Source organism: Nonomuraea fuscirosea (genome assembly GCF_035917475.1).
Taxonomy (GTDB): domain Bacteria; phylum Actinomycetota; class Actinomycetes; order Streptosporangiales; family Streptosporangiaceae; genus Nonomuraea; species Nonomuraea fuscirosea.
In genome coordinates, this window is sequence record NZ_CP109074.1 from 5080973 (window position 1) to 5098377 (window position 17405).

General features: G+C 72.3%; 15 protein-coding genes. 8 read left to right on the forward strand and 7 right to left on the reverse strand.

Annotated elements, in window-relative coordinates; all coding sequences use genetic code 11:
* Positions 1 to 87 precede the first annotated feature (87 nt).
* From paaZ to OIE67_RS23390, 7 genes are all read left to right on the forward strand, one after another.
* Entirely contained in the window at positions 88 to 2133 is a 2046-nt protein-coding gene (gene paaZ, locus OIE67_RS23360) for a phenylacetic acid degradation bifunctional protein PaaZ (protein ID WP_326643731.1), read from the forward strand.
* Entirely contained in the window at positions 2130 to 2651 is a 522-nt protein-coding gene (locus OIE67_RS23365; RefSeq protein ID WP_407674877.1) for an Lrp/AsnC family transcriptional regulator, read from the forward strand. Before paaZ ends, OIE67_RS23365 begins: the two co-directional genes overlap by 4 nt.
* Before the next feature lie 215 nt (positions 2652 to 2866).
* Positions 2867 to 3985 carry a pyruvate dehydrogenase (acetyl-transferring) E1 component subunit alpha gene (pdhA, locus tag OIE67_RS23370; protein ID WP_326643733.1) on the forward strand — a complete coding sequence of 373 codons (1119 nt, stop codon included), beginning with the start codon at positions 2867 to 2869 and terminating at the stop codon, positions 3983 to 3985.
* Between the two features lie 193 nt (positions 3986 to 4178).
* Positions 4179 to 5189: an alpha-ketoacid dehydrogenase subunit beta gene (locus tag OIE67_RS23375; RefSeq protein ID WP_326643736.1), complete on the forward strand. Its 1011-nt coding sequence runs from the start codon at positions 4179 to 4181 to the stop codon at positions 5187 to 5189.
* On the forward strand, positions 5186 to 6718 hold the full coding sequence (locus tag OIE67_RS23380; protein ID WP_326643738.1) for a dihydrolipoamide acetyltransferase family protein: 1533 nt from the start codon (positions 5186 to 5188) through the stop codon (positions 6716 to 6718). The genes OIE67_RS23375 and OIE67_RS23380 overlap by 4 nt, the downstream gene beginning before the upstream one ends.
* Before the next feature lie 162 nt (positions 6719 to 6880).
* The gene (locus OIE67_RS23385) at positions 6881 to 7246 is read left to right on the forward strand and encodes a hypothetical protein (RefSeq protein ID WP_326643740.1); all 366 of its coding nucleotides are present in this window, start codon (positions 6881 to 6883) and stop codon (positions 7244 to 7246) included.
* Positions 7247 to 7436: 190 nt separating this feature from the next.
* On the forward strand, positions 7437 to 7781 hold the full coding sequence (locus OIE67_RS23390; protein ID WP_106237674.1) for an RNA polymerase-binding protein RbpA: 345 nt from the start codon (positions 7437 to 7439) through the stop codon (positions 7779 to 7781).
* A gap of 103 nt (positions 7782 to 7884) precedes the next feature.
* Here OIE67_RS23390 and OIE67_RS23395 read toward each other — a convergent pair whose 3' ends face one another.
* The 5 genes from OIE67_RS23395 to OIE67_RS23415 all read right to left on the reverse strand — a co-directional run bounded on the left by OIE67_RS23395 (position 7885) and on the right by OIE67_RS23415 (position 14601).
* Positions 7885 to 8766: a hypothetical protein gene (locus OIE67_RS23395; protein WP_326643742.1), complete on the reverse strand. Its 882-nt coding sequence runs from the start codon at positions 8764 to 8766 to the stop codon at positions 7885 to 7887.
* Positions 8767 to 8794: 28 nt separating this feature from the next.
* Positions 8795 to 9331 carry an FxsA family protein gene (locus tag OIE67_RS23400; protein ID WP_326643744.1) on the reverse strand — a complete coding sequence of 179 codons (537 nt, stop codon included), beginning with the start codon at positions 9329 to 9331 and terminating at the stop codon, positions 8795 to 8797.
* Positions 9332 to 9501: 170 nt separating this feature from the next.
* Positions 9502 to 10251, reverse strand: coding sequence for a polyprenol monophosphomannose synthase (locus OIE67_RS23405; protein WP_106237666.1), 750 nt, complete (start codon positions 10249 to 10251; stop codon positions 9502 to 9504).
* A complete protein-coding gene (gene lnt, locus OIE67_RS23410) occupies positions 10248 to 11882 on the reverse strand; it encodes an apolipoprotein N-acyltransferase (protein ID WP_326643747.1) in 1635 nt (544 codons plus the stop codon). Before lnt ends, OIE67_RS23405 begins: the two co-directional genes overlap by 4 nt.
* 553 nt (positions 11883 to 12435) lie before the next feature.
* A complete protein-coding gene (locus OIE67_RS23415) occupies positions 12436 to 14601 on the reverse strand; it encodes a HelD family protein (protein ID WP_326643749.1) in 2166 nt (721 codons plus the stop codon).
* 385 nt (positions 14602 to 14986) lie between these two features.
* Between OIE67_RS23415 and OIE67_RS23420 the strand changes: the two genes are divergently transcribed.
* Entirely contained in the window at positions 14987 to 16186 is a 1200-nt protein-coding gene (locus tag OIE67_RS23420; protein ID WP_326643751.1) for an ROK family transcriptional regulator, read from the forward strand.
* An 11-nt stretch (positions 16187 to 16197) separates the two neighbouring features.
* Here the strand turns inward: OIE67_RS23420 and OIE67_RS23425 are convergent, their stop codons facing one another.
* Both OIE67_RS23425 and OIE67_RS23430 read right to left on the reverse strand, forming a co-directional pair.
* Positions 16198 to 16674: an Lrp/AsnC family transcriptional regulator gene (locus OIE67_RS23425; protein WP_106237658.1), complete on the reverse strand. Its 477-nt coding sequence runs from the start codon at positions 16672 to 16674 to the stop codon at positions 16198 to 16200.
* A 23-nt stretch (positions 16675 to 16697) separates the two neighbouring features.
* Positions 16698 to 17291: a GTP-binding protein gene (locus OIE67_RS23430; protein WP_106237656.1), complete on the reverse strand. Its 594-nt coding sequence runs from the start codon at positions 17289 to 17291 to the stop codon at positions 16698 to 16700.
* Between the last annotated feature and the right edge of the window lie 114 nt (positions 17292 to 17405).

A 17405-nucleotide genomic window follows, 5' to 3' on the forward strand; every position in this document is an offset into this window, starting at 1 on the left:
GCTCATTTACTTATCGCTCGGTCAGTAATAAGGTCGCACAGGGAGGGGTGCCCGCGCAACAGGTCACGCCCGGGGAGAGGAGACAGTGTGAGCACGCTGCTGGAGAGCTATGCCGCCGGACGGTGGTTCCGCCCGGCCGACGACGGGGAGCCGCTGCTCGACGCCGCCACGGGCGAGGAGGTCGCGCGCATCTCCAGCCGGGGGCTGGACGTCGCCGCGATGGTCCGCCACGCCCGCGCGAGCGGTGGTCCCGCGCTGCGGTCCCTGACCTTCCACGAGCGGGCCGCGCTGCTCAAGGCCCTGGCCAAGCACCTGCTGGAGCACAAGGACGAGCTGTACGCCCTGTCGCTGCGCACCGGCGCCACCACCCGCGACACCGCCGTGGACGTCGACGGCGGCATCGGCACCCTGTTCAGCTACGCCGGCAAAGGCGTGCGCGAGCTGCCGAACGACACCGTCGTCCTGGACGGCGGGCTGGAGCGGCTGGGCAAGGGCGGCACGTTCGTCGGCCAGCACCTCTACGCCTCCAGGCCGGGCGTGGCCGTGCAGATCAACGCGTTCAACTTCCCCGTCTGGGGCATGCTGGAGAAGCTGGCCCCCGCCTTCCTGGCCGGGCTGCCCTCGATCGTCAAGCCGGCCAGCCAGACCGCCTACCTCACCGAGCGCGCCGTCCGCCTGATCGTCGCGTCGGGGATCCTGCCCGAGGGCACGCTCCAGCTCGTCGCGGGCAGCGCGGGCGGCCTGCTCGACGAGCTGACCGTGCAGGACTCCGTGGCCTTCACCGGCTCGGCCCACACCGCCGGCATCCTGCGCCGCCATCCGAACGTGCTGGACGGCGGCGTCGTCCTCGGCGTCGAGGCCGACTCGCTCAACTGCTCCGTCCTCGGCCCCGACGTGCGGCCTGACGATCCCGAGTTCGACCTGTTCGTCAAGGGTGTCGTCACCGAGATGACGGTCAAGGCGGGACAGAAGTGCACCGCCATCCGCCGCGTGCTCGTACCGTCGTCGCTGGCGGGCGAGGTGGTGGAGGCACTGGCGGCGCGCCTGGCGAAGGTGAGCGTGGGCGACCCGCGCAACCCGGACGTGCGCATGGGCGCGCTGGCCGGCCTCGGCCAGCGCGAGGAGGTGCGCAAGGCCGTCGAGGCGCTGCGCGCGAGCTCCGACGTGGTGGTCGGCGACCCCGCCGGCGCTCCCCTGCTGGACGGGGACGCGACCAGGGGCGCGTTCATGACCCCGCTGGTGCTGCGGGCCCGGCCCGGCGCCACCGAGCCGCACGACGTCGAGCCGTTCGGCCCGGTCAGCACCGTGCTCTCCTACGACGGCCTGGACGAGGCCGTCGCGCTGGCCGCGCGGGGCCGGGGCAGCCTGGTCGCCTCCGTCGTCACCCATGACCCGGAGGTCGCCAGGGCCGTCGTGCTGGGGCTCGCGCCGTGGCACGGCCGGGTGCTCGTCCTCGACCGGGACGACGCCAAGGAGTCCACCGGGCACGGCTCGCCCCTGCCCGTCCTCGTGCACGGCGGCCCCGGGCGGGCCGGCGGCGGTGAGGAGCTGGGCGGGATCCGCGGGGTGCTGCACCACATGCAGCGCACCGCCGTACAGGCCTCACCCGACCTGCTCACCGCGGTCACCGGACGCTGGACGACCGGCGCCGCCCGCGCCGACACGGGCGTGCACCCCTTCCGCAAGTCGCTGGCCGAGCTGCGGATCGGCGACACGATCGCCTCGGCGCCGCGCACGGTCTCGCTCGCCGACATCGAGCACTTCGCCGAGTTCACCGGCGACACCTTCTACGCCCACACCGACGCGGCGGCGGCCGCGCGCAACCCGCTGTTCGGCGGCATCGTCGCCCACGGCTACCTGGTCGTCTCGCTGGCCGCCGGGCTCTTCGTGGACCCGGCGCCCGGGCCCGTGCTGGCGAACTTCGGCGTGGACGCGCTGCGCTTCCTCACCCCCGTCAAGGCGGGCGACGCCATCGCCGTGACGCTGACGGTCAAGCAGATCACGCCGCGCAGCGGGGCCGACTACGGCGAGGTCCGCTGGGACGCCGTGGTGAGCAACCAGGAGGGCCAGCCGGTCGCCACGTACGACGTCCTCACCCTGGTGGCCAAGACGTGGGAGGAGGACACGCGGTGAACAGGCCCGCGCCGCCCGCCGAGCGGTCCAGCGAGGGCTGGCCGGGGCGTGCCGCCGCGCCGCTGGACGAGGTGGACCGGGCGATCATCGCCGAGCTGCTCCGTGACGGCCGCATGTCGGTGCGGACGCTGGCCGAGCACGTGCACATCTCCCGGGCCAGCGCGTACGCCCGCCTGACCAGGCTCATCGACGACGGCGTGATCACCGGCTTCACCGCCGAGATCGCGCCGGCGAAGGCGGGCCTGGGCACCAGCGCGTACGTCTCGGTGACCATCGAGCAGAACTCCTGGCGGCAGGTGTCGGCGCGGCTGCGCGAGATCGCCTACGTGGAGCACTTCGCCATGGTCGGCGGCGACTACGACATCCTGGTGCTGGTCAGGACGCCGGACAACGCGGCGCTGCGACACATGGTGCTGGAACGCATCCAGGACATCCCGGGCGTACGCGCCACCCGGACCTGGCTCGTGTTCGACGAGGCCCGCGGCCGCGGCGCGGAGTGGGGCAAGGGCCCGGAGTGAGCCGGAAGGCACCTCGGAGCGAGCATCGGGAGGGCCTGGAGCGAGCACGGCAAAACGTCCGGAGTTCTCCCGACCGGCCCGCTATTGGATCGACATTTGGCCCGCGAAATGCCCCCTTGAGGCCATTTGTCGCCTATTGAGCCTGATGTCTTGAACAGATGGCGCGTGACGCGGACGCTTCTCTTGTCAAACGTCCAGCGAAAGCGAGCGTCGCCATGTCCCATCGTCAGGTGGCCGACGGTCTTCTCCCCGAGCCCGTCCCCGTACGCTTCGTCGCCGAGGACGGCACCGCCGCCCCGCCCGCCGGCCACCAGGGCGACTACCGGGCCGGCTATGGGGCGCCCGCGGACGACCTGCTCGTGGAGGCCTACCGCCGCATGGTCCTGGGCCGCCGCTTCGACCGCCAGGCGACCGCGCTGACCAAGCAGGGCCGGCTCGCCGTCTACCCGTCCAGCAGGGGGCAGGAAGCCTGCCAGATCGCCGGCGTGCTCGCGCTGCGCGCGGACGACTGGCTGTTCCCCACCTACCGCGACTGCGTGGCCCTGGTCGCCCGCGGCCTCGACCCCGTCGAGGTGCTCACGCTGCTGCGCGGCGACTGGCACTGCGGCTACGACCCCGCGGCCACCCGCGTCGCGCCCCAGTGCACGCCGCTGGCCACCCAGACGATCCACGCGGTCGGCATGGCGGAGGCGCTGCGGCGCAAGGGCGAGGACGCGGTCGCGATGGCCTTCGTCGGCGACGGCGGCACCAGCGAGGGCGACTTCCACGAGGCGCTCAACTACGCGGCCGTCCTGCGCTCCCCCGTCGTGTTCTTCGTGCAGAACAACAAGTACGCCATCTCGGTGCCGCTGGCCCGGCAGAGCGCCGCCCCCGCGCTCGCCTACAAGGGTGTCGGATACGGGATCCGCTCCGAGCAGGTGGACGGCAACGACCTCGTCGCGGTCCTGTCCGTGCTGACCGAGGCGGTCCTGCATGCCCGCGAGGGCGGCGGGCCGTTCCTGGTCGAGGCGCACACGTACCGGATCGAGTCGCACACCAACGCCGACGACGCCACCCGCTACCGCGACGCCGGCGAGGTCGCGCGGTGGGAGGCGGCCGACCCCCTGGCCCGGCTGGAGACCTACCTGCGCGGCCGGGGGCTGCTCGACGCGGCCGGCGTCGAGGCGGCCCACGAGGCCGCCGAGGAGTACGCGGCCCGCGTCCGCGACCGGATGAACGCGGAGCCGGAGACGGACCCGTTCGAGCTGTTCGACCACGTCTTCGCCGCCCCGACGCCGCAGCTGCGCGAGCAGCGCGCGCTGCTCGCGGCCGAGCTGAGCGCCCCGGAGGAGTGACATGACCGCCATGTCCGATTCGATGTCCGAATCGATGTCCGAATCGATGTCCAAATCGCCTGCGACGGCGACCGGTCCGAAGCCGAGGCCCGAGCCGTCGCGATCGACGCCGGCGCGGCAGCCGAGGCCGGAGCCTGCGGCGAAGCCGGAGCCTGCGGCGAAACCGGAGCCGTCGGCACCTGTCCCGGCGTCGATGTCGATGGCGCAGGCGTTGAACGCCGCCCTGCGGGACGCGCTGCGCGAGGACGAGCGGGTGCTCGTCTTCGGCGAGGACGTCGGCCCGCTGGGCGGGGTGTTCCGCGTCACCGACGGGCTGACCAGGGAGTTCGGCGAGGAACGGTGCTTCGACACGCCGCTCGCCGAGTCCGGGATCGTGGGACTGGCCGTGGGCATGGCGATGGGCGGGTTCCGTCCGGTGGTCGAGATGCAGTTCGACGCCTTCGCCTATCCGGCGTTCGAGCAGATCGTCTCGCACGTGGCCAAGACCCGTAACCGCACCCGCGGCCTGCTGTCGCTGCCCATGGTGATCCGCATCCCGTTCGCGGGCGGGATCGGCGGGGTCGAGCACCACTGCGACTCCAGCGAGGCGTACTACGCCCACACCCCCGGTCTGAAGGTCGTCACGCCCGCCACCGTCGAGGACGCGTACTGGCTGCTGCGCGACGCCATCGCCGACCCCGACCCGGTGATCTTCATGGAGCCGAAGCGGCTGTACTGGGCCAAGGAGGAGTTCACGCCCGGTGAGCGGCGCGCTCCCGGGTTCGGGCGGGCGGCCGTGCGGCGCGCGGGCGGCGACGCCACGCTCGTCGCCTACGGCCCCGGCGTGCCGGTGGCGTTGCAGGCAGCCGAGGCGGCGGCCGCGGAGGGCCGGTCCCTGGAGGTGGTGGATCTGCGGACGATCGTCCCGTTCGACGACGAGAGCGTCATGGCCTCCGTACGCAGGACCGGGCGGTGCGTGGTGGTCCAGGAGGCGCAGGGGTTCGCCGGAGTGGGCGCCGAGATCGCGGCCCGTGTCCAGGAGCGCTGCTTCCACTCCCTGGCCGCGCCCGTGCTGCGCGTCACCGGGTTCGACATCCCGTACCCGCCGCCGAAGCTTGAGCACTCGCACCTGCCGGACGTCGACCGGATCCTGGACGCGGTGGACCGGCTGCAGTTCGACGACCGGCCGGACGTGCTGCACCTGAGCGGAGGGGCGGCGTCATGACGGCCACGGCCGCGCGGCAGGTGTTCCGCCTGCCGGACCTCGGCGAAGGGCTGACGGAGGCCGAGATCCTCGAGTGGAAGGTCTCCGTCGGGGACACGGTCGAGGTGGACCAGATCGTGGTGGAGGTCGAGACCGCGAAGGCCGCGGTGGAGGTGCCGGTCCCGTACGCGGGCACCGTGCTGGCGCTGCACGCCGCTCCCGGCGCCGTCCTGTCGGTGGGCCTCCCCCTCATCGAGATCGGCCCGCCCGGAACCCCCACGGGGGCCGGCGACCGGCCGGAAGCGGGCTCAGGGGCGGCGGCGCAGTACCGGGAGGAGGAGCGCGCGGGCTCCGGCAACGTCCTGATCGGCTACGGCACCGGCCACACCCCCGCCACCCGGCGCCGCCGTGCCTCCCGCACTCACCCGAAGACCGGCCGTCCCAGGGTCGAGCAGCTCACCCCCGAGCGCCCCAGGGGAGGCCGTCTCGTGGGGGACCGTCCCTCAGGGGCTGACCATCGCGCAGGCCCTGGTGGCGCGGCCGAGGTGGTCTCCGCGGCCGGGTCGCAGGCGCCGCGGGTGATCTCCCCGCTGGTCCGCCGGATGGCCCGCGACCACGGCATCGACCTGGCCGACGTCACTCCCACCGGCCCGCACGCCGTGATCCTGCGACGCGACGTCGAACAGGCCATCGCCGACCAGGGCGCCGGTGACCAGACCGTCGGTGACCAGACCGTCGCCGAACAGGCGATCCCCACGCACGGCATCGCCGCGCGGACGAGCCGGCCCGCCTCCGCCCCCGCTCCCGTCCTCGATGCGGACCCTGACGACGTCCAGGGCTTCCGGGCAAGGGGGCTGGCGGACGAGCGCATCCCGTTGCGCGGCCTGCGCCGGGCCGTGGCCGAGAAGCTGAGCCGCAGCCGTGCCGAGATCCCCGACGCCACGACCTGGGTGGACGTGGACGCCACCGACCTGCTGGCGGCCAGGGACGCCCTCAGGCGCTCCCGTCCCGACCTCGGCATCGGCCTGCTGGCCCTGCTGGCCCGCATCTGCGTGGACGGTCTGCGCCGCTTCCCCGAGCTGAACTCGTCGGTGGACACGGACCGTTCCGAGATCGTCCGGTACGGCCACGTCAACCTCGGCTTCGCCGCCCAGACCGAGCGCGGCCTCGTCGTACCGGTGATCCGCGACGCCCACCTGCTGACCACCGCCGGGCTCGCCGCCGAACTGACCAGGCTGACCGCCCTGGCCCGGGCGGGCAGGCTCTCTCCGCAGGCGCTGACCGGCGGCACGTTCACGCTCAACAACTACGGCGTCTTCGGCGTGGACGGCTCCACCCCGATCATCAACCACCCCGAGGCGGCGCTGCTGGGCGTGGGCCGCATCATCGACCGGCCCTGGGTGAGCGGCGGGGTGGTCACCGCCCGCAAGATCACCCAGCTCTCCTTCACCTTCGACCACCGGGTCTGCGACGGCGGCACCGCCGGCGGCTTCCTCCGCCACGTGGCCGACTGCGTGGAGAACCCGGCGATCCTCCTGGCCGACCTCTGACCCGCACGCGCGATCGGCCCGCGCCGGACGTCCGATCCGCGTCGACGTCGGCGTCAGACCCGCGCGGGCGTCGGCGTCCGACCTGCGGAGCGGTGCGCGGAGGGCTCGGCAAAGGTTCGCGAGCCCTCCGTTTACCCGGACCGGGCCGGGTAGCCGGAAGGCATGACTGTCACCAGGTTCCAAGATCTGCCTCTGGCCGACCGTGACCGTGAGTGGGACGGTGACGCGGCCGACAAGCGGGTGCGCGACTGGGCGGACGCCGAGGACGAGCCGGACGCCGCGTACCGGGACGCGCACATCTGGTACGACGGCGACAAGCCCGGGAACTTCGGCAGTTACAAGCTGCTGATCGCCGACGTCGTCGGAGGCCGGCTGAAGGCGGTGCCACGTGCCGTCATGGCCGCGGGCAACATCATGCAGGGCGCCCGCGGCGGCATCGACCTACCGGCGGACGAGGTGGACCGCGTCAAAAGCCATTTGGCCCGGTACTACCAGAAAATGGGCGACAGTCCGCCGTGGGCGCGCTGATCGCGGGAAAAGCCGCGGACCGGACATGAAACCCCAGGCCGCGGCCTTGATCGACGATCATGTGAAGAACCGAGGCGCCAAGCGCGATTGGATCACCCCGCGGGTGGGAATCCCATCACGGTACCAAGCGTTAGACACCGTGGGAGACAGACCCCCCCACGCAAGGGGGCCCTGTAGGAGGCATTTAGACATGGGCGAGCGCGCACTTCGTGGCACCCGGCTCGGGGCAACCAGCTACGAGAACGACCGTAACACGGATCTGGCCCCGCGCCAGGAGGTGTCCTACACCTGTCCGAAGGGCCATCATTTCGAGGTTCCGCTTGCCGCAGAGGCCGAGATTCCCGCGACTTGGGAATGCCGCATGTGCGGCGCGACCGCGGTCCGCATGGACGGCGAGCAGCCGGAGTCCAAGAAGACCAAGCCCCCGCGGACACACTGGGACATGCTCCTGGAGCGGCGGTCCATCGAGGATCTTGAAGAGGTGCTCAACGAGCGGCTTGCTGTGCTGCGGGCGCAGCGTCGCAAGAGCGCCTGACCTACTCTCACGGTGAAACCCCCGGGCCGACCGCCCGGGGGTTTTGTCTTGCCCGGAAAACCCGGCTCCCTCCCTATGGGAGCGGACGGGGCATGACGGGAGGTCACCGGGGTTCCGCGGCGAGGCAACTGCCGGTCTCGTGCACCTGCTCCCCCGGCGGGGCCACGATGGCGACGTCACTTCCCCAGCCGGTGAAGTCGATCTCGGTCACGGAGGTCCTGGGCTCGCCCTCCTCGGCCGCCGGTATGGCCTCCTCAAGGCGGAGCCGGCGGGGAAGCCCGTCCGGCCCGGCCCACAACCGCCATGAGACCTCCACCGAGCGGAACCGCTCGCGCAGCACCTCGAGGGTGGCGGGGTCGACGCCCGGGGCGTGCCCGCCGAAATCGCTCCGCGCGGCGCTCCCCGCGTGCACGACGGTGGCGACCCCGTCGATGACCTCTCCGGGAGAGGGAGCGGGGGCCGTGAGCTTCCGCAGCACCTCGGGCGACAGGATCGCCCGCAGGTCGAGTGATCCGACGGCGCGCTCCAGCGTTCCGCAACCGCTGCCGCTGTGGTGCAGCCAGGTCTTGCCGGCCGGAACGTCCCTCCGATCGGCCCGATGCTCGTAGGTACCGGAGCCGTCGATCGAGATGGCCCTGGTCGTCATCGACGAGAGATCGTCCGGGACGAGTTTCACCTCGCCGGGAACGTTGGTCCGGTGAAAGGTCGTGGTCAGGTCGGAGGCGTCCGCGCCGAGCCGCATGACCCCGGTGGTCCGGCTCTCGTCGTATTCGCCGATGTCGACCGGCACGACGAGGTCGTCCTCCGCCGGAGGAGCAGGCATCGCCGGACCGTAATCCAGGCGGACCAGCTTGGCGATCCGCACTCCCGCCGAGTCCTCGGCCTGCCGGGCCACCGCCTCGGCGGATGGCGGAGCCGCCTGCCCCCCGCACCCTGCCGTCAGGATGATCACGAGCACGATCGATAAGGGACCCCGTGAACGCACGCGATGATCATACGGGCCCGCAGGCCCCTCAGGACGCGGAGTCGCGGTCCTCGCGGATCACCTCGCCGTGCACCACCCGGCCGCCCTGCGGCGCACCGGCCTGCGCGTCCCTGCCCTCGTCCGCGTACGGGCCCGCGTCCTGCCCGGGGAATCCGGCGGACGGCGCGAAGAGGCCCGCGTACGGCGAGGAGGCCGCCATCTTCTTGATCCGGCGCTCGAAGAAGTACGCGCCCAGGCGGCGCATCATCGGCCGGGTGAACGGGATCAGGCACAGGAAGCCGAACACGTCGAGGAAGAACCCCGGCGTCAGCAGCAGCGTGCCGCCCACCAGGATGATGCCGCCGTCGGCCAGCTCGCGGTCGGGCATGCGGCCGGACTTGATCGCATCCTGCAACACCCGCCAGGCCCGGCGTCCCTCGCGGCGGACCAGCCAGGCGCCGAGGAGGCTGTCGGCGATGAGCAGGGCGATGGTGGCGGGCCCGCCGATCACCGACCCGATCTGGATCAGCAGCCAGATCTCCAGGACCGGGACGACCAGGAAGGCCAGGAAGAGCAGCAGCCGCATCGTTTCCTCGATTCCGCACACGCGCGCCTTACAGCAGACACAACGCCCGGAACCCGCTGAGCGTTCCGATGTGGCCGGCGAATCAGGGACAACCCGGACCCGCCCCTGACGTCCTCGCGCTCAGCCGCCGTGGTCCGGCGCGTGCCGGGCCGTCAAGCTGTCGGGCCGGCTCAGGATCTGGGGTTGCCCCTGAGGCGCTTGGGGAGCCCGGTGACGCCCCACAGCCCGATCCGCCACAGCGCCTCGGACATGACCTTGCCGTTCATCTTGCTCTTGCCCACCGTCCGCTCCACGAACGTGATGGGCACCTCCACCACCCGCAGCCCGTGCCGGGAGGTGCGCAGGGTCAGGTCGACCTGGAAGCAGTAGCCCTGTGACTCCACCCCGGACAGCCCCACCTTCTCCAGCGTGGCGGCCCGGTAGGCGCGGAAGCCTGCGGTCGCGTCGCGTACGGGCAGGCCGAGCATGACGCGGGTGTAGATGTTGGCCCCTTTGGACAGCAGCTCGCGCCGCTGCGGCCAGTTGACCACCTTGCCGCCGGGCACGTAGCGCGAGCCGATGGCCAGGTCGGCGCCGTCGGCCAGCGCCTCCAGCAGTTTGGGCAGCTCCTCGGGCTGGTGGGAGCCGTCGGCGTCCATCTCGACCAGGACGTCGTAGCCCTCCTGCAGCCCCCAGCGGAACCCGGCGATGTAGGCGGCCCCGAGGCCCTGCTTGCCCGGCCGGTGCAGGACGTGCACCTGCTCGTCCGCGTCGGCCAGCCCGTCGGCGACCTCGCCGGTGCCGTCGGGGCTGTTGTCGTCGGCCACGAGCACGTGGGCGCCGGGCACGGCGGCGCGCACCCGTTCGACGATCGCCGGCAGGTTGTCGCGCTCGTTGTAGGTCGGCACGACGACGAGCACCCGGCCGAGAGTCTCCATCATCCGTCGTTCCTCATCCGATCGCCTCGCCGCCTGCCACGCCACACGGCGACTCCGGCCGCCGCCGCTCCCATCACCATCAGTGCCCACTCGGGCAGGCCGCCCACCTTGGTGGCGATCGTTTCCTGCGTCCGCACGGGCACCTTGACCACGTTCATGTCAGGGACAAGTTCGCGAGTCTGCCAGGAGACCTTACCGTCAGGTGTCACGTATGCCGAGATCCCCGTGGTGGCGGCGGTGACGACGGCCCGGTTGTGCTCGACGGCGCGCAGTTGCGACATGGCCAGCTGCTGCGGCGGCAGATTGGACTCGGCGTAGCTGGCGTTGTTGGTCTGCACGACGATCGGGGTGCCGCCGGCGCGGACGGTCTCGCGGACGGTGCCGTCGTAGGCCACTTCGTAGCAGTTGACCGCGCCGACCGTGACCGGCCCCATCTTCAGGTCGCCCGGTTTGTCGCCGGGCACCGACTGCCTGCCGACCAGGCCGGCCCGCTCCCACAGCGCCAGCACCAGGTCCTTGAACGGCGTGTATTCGCCGAACGGCACCAGGTCCTGCTTGTCGTAGTAGTCGCCGGCCCCGGTCACCGGGTCCCAGACCAGGCTGCGGGTGGCGCGTTCGTCGCTGCCGATCGCGACGACGGCTCCGACGAGCGTGGGCACGCCGACGTCGGAGACGGCGTCCTGGATGATCTGGCGGGCGTATTCGTCGCGGTAGGGGTCGATGTCGGTGGAGTTTTCCGGCAGGACGACGATGTCGGGCTTGGGCAGTTTGCCGTCGCGTACGGCCTGAGCCAGCCGCTTGGTCTCACCGGCGTGGTTGCGCAGCACGACGGCGGGCTCGTCGCCGAGCGCGTACATGCCCCGGCCGGGGACGTTGCCCTGGACGATGCCGACGTTGACGGTGCGGCCCTCGTCACCCGGCCTGGGCAGGGCGAACGTGAGCGCGGGGACGAGCAGCGCCAGCGCCACAGGAAGGGCCCTGCCGAGCACGGCGGCCCGCGCGGACGACGAGGCGGCCAGGCGGCTGAACACGGACGGCAGGGCGGCTCGGCGGGTCAGCACGGCCTGCGCCAGCAGGCCGGCGCTCAGCGTGACGGCGAACGACACCAGCGGCACGCCGCCGAGCGCGGCATAGGGCGTGTACGGCGTCTCGCCCTGGCTGAAGGCGACCCTGGCCCAGGGGAATCCGCCGATGGGCACCAGGCTGCGCGCCCACTCCATCAGCACCCACAGGCCGGCGAACCACAGCGGCCAGCCCCGCAACCGGAACACGGGCGCGGCCAGGGCGGCCATGGCGGCGTAGAAGAGACACTCGGTGGCGACCAGCATGAACCACACGTCGTCGCCGATGGTGCGCACCCAGGCGAGGGCGGGCAGCAGGAACACGGCGGCGGCCAGGTAGCCGAGCCAGGCCGCCCGCCTGGCGCGGGTGCCGTACAGGGAGCCGATGACGAGGGCGATGCCCAGGGGGGCGCACGGCCACCAGCCGAGCGGCGGGAAGGCCGCGAAGAGGGCCAGGCCGCCGATGGCGGCCGCGGCGATCCGGACCGGCAGCACCCATCGCGCCCACGGCCGGGCCGCCCCATCGGAGGCGTGCCCGGCCGCGGGCGGTGGGCTCGTTGTCTCCTGAACCACTCCGGGGTCTCCTCGCCGTGTCACGAAGCCTGCTCGCGAAGCCTGCTCATCATGCCTGCTGGCGAAAACGCTACCGCCCCGCGGCCGCGCTCAGGTCCGGCGCGCCACGGGTGATCGGATTATCGGCTGAGGGCGGAAGCGGAGCGGCGGGGTGATCCCGTGGCTGAACGGGATCACCCGGCGCGATGTCGGTCCGGCGCACGAGAGCGGGAAGAGGGCCCGGAAACCCTTCGGACCGGACCCGTCTCGTCGGCGGCGAGCTCGGAATTCCGTTGTCTACTGGGCTCCCGGACCCGTCCCGGGTCCAACCCCCCGCCCGGTTGGGGTGCCCCGACTCGACGGACCGACGGCCCTGCACCTGGCTGTGTGGACGAAGTCACACTCCGTCACGGACGCAGGATCCGGCGATGTCAGAGACGGCCAACCGGCCAAGTCCCGTGCTGGACTGCGCAGCAAACTACCGACTCCACCTCAGATGTCAACCGTGTCCCGATCAGCAGAAACATCAAGTTTTCGCAGGTAGGACATGTTCGGCCGGTGGCCGTAAAGCCGGTCAAAGCCCATTAGCGGGCACCGGGGAGCGGCTTGGCAAGTCCCGCAGCGCGGGCGACAGCGGCCGCTCGTGGACGACCCCGAGCCGCTGTGTCGCACGCGTGAGAGCAACATACAGGTCGCTGGGACCGCGTGGCGACTGGGCGGCGATGAGATCGGGTTCGGCCACGACGACGGAGTCGAACTCCAGCCCCTTGGCGTCGGTCACGCTCATGACCGCGACGGGCGCGTCCAGGGCCTCGGCACCCTTGGCCCGCGCGGCGCCGGGCGAGACGACGACGGTGCCGGGCACGGCCGCGGCGACCTGCTCGCCGAGGGTGGCCAGCAGCGCGTCGGGCACGACCACGGCGACCTTGCCGCCCTCGTCCGTCTCCGCCTTGACCAGGGCGGGCAGCGCGGTCAGCGGCGCGGCCCAGGGCCGCGCGTCCACCTCGCGCACGGAGTCGGGGGCGCGCAGGGCGGGGTCGATGGTGGCCAGGACGCGGGCGGCCACGGCCATCAGCTCGACCGGGGTACGGTAATTGACGCTCAGCCGCTCCTGGCGCCAGCGCCCGGCCACGTACGGGTCGAGCACCTCCTCCCACGAGCGGGCCCCGGCGGCCGAGCCGGTCTGGGCGATGTCGCCGACGATCGTCATCGACCGGGTCGGGCAGCGGCGCATGACGGCCCGCCACGCCATCGGCGACAGCTCCTGCGCCTCGTCCACGATCACGTGGCCGTAGGCCCAGGTGCGGTCGGCGGCGGCGCGTTCGGCGGTGGTGAGGTAGGGGCCGTCGCCGCGCTGGCGCTCGGCCAGCCGTTCGGCCTCCACGACGTCCGACAGACCCGTCAGCTCCAGGACCTCGCGGGCGTAGGCGATCTCGGCCTCGCGCTCGCTCTCCTCGGCCTGCCGGGCGGCGGCCAGCTCCTCCTCGGCCTGCATCGCGCTGGCGCGCAGCACGTGCTCGTCGATCTCGCCGAGCAGCTCCGCGGCCTCGTCGAGCAGGGGGACGTCGGACTCGGTCCACTCCCCCGCGCGCGAGCCTTCGCGGCGCAGGAGCCGGCGTTCCTCCGGGGTCAGGGCGGAGCCGGCGGCGCCGAGGCGGTCGGGGGAGCCGTACAGGCCGAGCAGGAGACGCTGCGGCGTCAGGTACGGCCAGAGCCGGTTGAGCGCGGACTTGATCACCGGCTCGGTACGCAGCTCCTCGCGCAGGTCGGCGAGCTCCTCCTCGTCGATGAGCCCCTTGCCGATCTTGCGGGCCTGCTGCCTGGCCAGGGCGTTCAGCAGCGAGCGGACGAAGACGGCGCGGGCCTGGTTGTGCGGGCGGCGCGAGCGGGTGGCCTTGTTCCTGGCCGCCTCCAGCATGGGCCGGTCGATGGTGAGCGTGATCCGGCCGAGGGTGACCTCGATGGGCTGGCGGGGGATCTTCTGCCGGTCGCGCACCGCCTTGGCGATCACGTCGGCCATCCGCGGGTCGCCCTTGAGCGCGGCCACCTCGGGCCGTTCCCTGGCGGTGGCCGTCACGCCCGGGTAGAGCTCGCCGACGGTGGACAGCAGCACGTCGGTCTCGCCGAGCGAGGGCAGGACCTGCTCGATGTAGCGCAGGAAGGTCAGGTTGGGGCCGAGGATGAGCACGCCGCGGCGTTCGAGCCGCTGGCGGTGGGTGTAGAGGAGGTAGGCGGCCCGGTGCAGGGCCACGACGGTCTTGCCGGTGCCGGGGCCGCCCTGGACCACGAGCACGCCGTTGAGGTCGCTGCGGATGACGCGGTCCTGCTCGGACTGGATGGTGGCGACGATGTCGCGCATGCGGCCGGTGCGCCGCTCGTCGAGCGCGGCCAGCAGCGCGGCCTCGCCGTTGAGCGTGGCGCGGTCGTCGTCGGTGAGCGAGTCGAGGTCGAGCAGGTCGTCGTCCACGCCGACGACGTCGCGGCCCTTGGTCTGCAGGTGCCGGCGCCTGGTCACGCCCATGGGCGCGGACGGGGTGGCGCGGTAGAACGGCTGCGCCACGGGGGCCCGCCAGTCGATGAGCAGGCGGTGCTGCTCGTCGTCGGTCAGGCCGAGCTTGCCGATGTACAGCCGGCCCTCGTCCGTGTGATCGAGCCGGCCGAAGACCAGGCCGCGCTCGACGGCCCAGAGCCGGGCCAGGCGGGTGGCGTGCATCTCGGCGAACGCGTCGCGCTCGGACATGTTCTGCATCGTGCCGACGGCGCCGGCGGCGAGCACTTCTTTGAGCTGCCGCTGGGTACGCTCACGCAGGGTGTCGAGGCGGTCGTACAGGGTGGTGACGTACGCCTGCTCCCTGGCGAGCTCGGTTTGACGAGTTGCCGCCTGACCGTTAATGTGGTTAATGGGACACTCCGGGCCATTCTGCTTGTTGTTACGACAAACGACGACATTAGCATGCCTGTCGAGGCACTCTCATCGCTTTCCCCCTTCCTGACCTTCCCCGGGCTTGCCGAAGCTTTCCTCAGCCCTGGTCACGTCTTGGTCGCGCCCCTTGACCCGCGCCCACGGCTCTTCCTATCGTCACTTAGTTAGGAAAGTTTCCTAACAACGATGAAGGAGACATGCCGTGAGCGGCCCGGTCCCGGGGACTCCCAGTCTGCTACGCGCCATCAATGATCGCGCCGCCCTGCGCGCCCTCATCGAGCGGGGCCCCCTGACCCGTCCCGAGATCGGCGCGCTGACGGGGCTGTCCAAGCCCACCGCCTCCCAGCTCCTGCTCCGCCTCCAGCGGGCGGGCCTGGTCGTGCTGGACGGCGTCAGGGAGGGCCTGCCCGGCCGTACGGCCGAGGTCTACCGGATCAACCCCGCGGCGGCGTACGTGGGCGCGCTCGACGTCACCCCGGGGCGGATCGAGGCCACGGTGGCCGACCTGACCGGCACGGTGGTCGGCGAGCACGTGCTGCCCACCCCGGGCCGCCCGCGCGGCGACCTGGTCGAGCGGCTGCAGGCCGCGCTGCGCGGCACCGACGCGCCCGGCCCGCTGAGCCGGGTGGTGATCGGCGTGCAGGCCGCCGTCGACCCCTCCACCGGCAGGCTCGGGTACGCCGCCGCCGAGGACGTGCCGGGCTGGCAGCTGCCCGGCCTGGTGCCCGCGCTCAGCGCCGGCCTCGGCGTGCCCGTGGCCGTGGAGAACGACGTCAACCTGGTCGCGGCGGCCGAGCGCGCGCACGGCGCGGCCCGCGGCCACCGCGACTTCGTGCTGCTGTGGGCCGACAGCGGCATCGGCTGCGCCGTCGTGCTGGACGGCCAGATGCACAGGGGCGCCACGGGCGGGGCCGGCGAGGTGGGCTACATGCCGATCCCCGGCGCGCCGACGGCGCGCGAGTCCGGCCGCTACGCCAACCACGGCTTCCAGGCGCTGAGCGGCGGGCCCGCCGTGCTGAAGCTGCTGCGCTCGTACGGCGTGCGCGGCGGCGACTTCCGTCAGGCCGTCGCGAGTGCCGTACGGGCGGCCGCGGGCACCGGGCAGAAGGCCGAGGACGCCAGGGCGGGGCTGCGCGACGTCGCCGCCCGCCTGGCCGTGGGCCTGGCGGCGATCACCTCGGTCGTCGACCCCGAGCTGATCGTGCTGACCGGGGGCGTCGTGCTGCCCGGCGGCGAGCCGCTGCGCGAGCTGGTCGAGCAGGAGCTGCACGCGCTCACCATCCCCCGCCCCAAGGTCCGCCTGTCCAGCGTCGAGGGCAACCCGGTGCTGGCCGGAGCCCTGGAGCTGGCTCTGGCCGCCGTACGCGACGAGGTGTTCGGCGTGGCGGGGATCGGGGGCTGAGCGGTTGCCGCTCAGGCCTGGCCCTCGGGGGCGGGCGCGGGTTCGCCGGCGACGGCGGGGGCGCGGTGCTCGTACGGGGTGCTCAGCACGACCGTGGTGCGGGTCGAGACGTTGGCCGAGGCGCGGATCTGCTGCAGCAGGTCCTCCAGCGCCACCGGCGAGGCCACCCGCACCTTGAGGATGTAGCTCTCGTCGCCGGCCACGCTGTGGCACGCCTCGATGGCGGCCAGGTGGGCCAGCCGCTCGGGGGCGTCGTCGGGCGCGGCCGGGTCGATCGGCTTGATCGACACGAAGGCGGTCAGCGGCAGCCCCACCGCGTCGTGGTCGACGATCGCGGCGTATCCGCGGACCACTCCCCGCTTCTCCAGCCGGCGTACGCGCTGGTGAACCGCTGAGACCGAGAGCCCGGTCTCCCTGGCCAGGTCGGTGAAGCTCATGCGGCCGTCGCGGGCCAGCAGCGTGACGATCCGGCGGTCGATCTCCTCCATCGGTCAAAGGTAGCCGGTCATGGTCACGACATGGTCCCGACGGGACTGACTCCTCTGCGCATCGCGTGCTCGACCAGGGTGATGAGCACCTCCCTGCCGGAGTCCTTGCGGCGCGCGTCGCAGCGCACGATGGGGATGTCCGGCTCCAGGCCGATCGCCGAGCGCACCTCGCCGACCGTGAAGGGGCTGGTGCCGTCGAAGCAGTTGAGCGCCACGATGAACGGCTGGCCGCGCTTCTCGAAGTAGTCGACGGCCGGGAAGCAGTCGTCCAGGCGCCGGGTGTCGGCCAGCACGACGGCGCCCAGCGCCCCCATGGCCAGCTCGTCCCACACGAACCAGAACCGCTCCTGCCCCGGGGTGCCGAACAGGTAGAGCATGTAGTCGTTGGCCATCGTGATGCGGCCGAAGTCCATGGCCACGGTGGTGGTGAGCTTGCGTTCGACTCCTGATAAATCGTCGATGTGCGTTCCGACCTGGGTCAGGGCCTCCTCTGTTCGCAGAGGCCGCGTTTCGGACACGGCGCCGACCATCGTGGTCTTGCCCGCGCCGAAGCCGCCCGCGATCAGAATCTTGATCGCTGTCGGCAGCCGCCAACGGTCTGTGCGACCGACTTCCATCCAGCACCGCCCGTACCTATCCCGCGCATGCGCAACCCCGCCCCTGAGGTGCCGTGGTCAGTGGTACCTGTCAAGGCGCGTTGAGAAGGCTGATCCACATGCCTGGCATCGAGA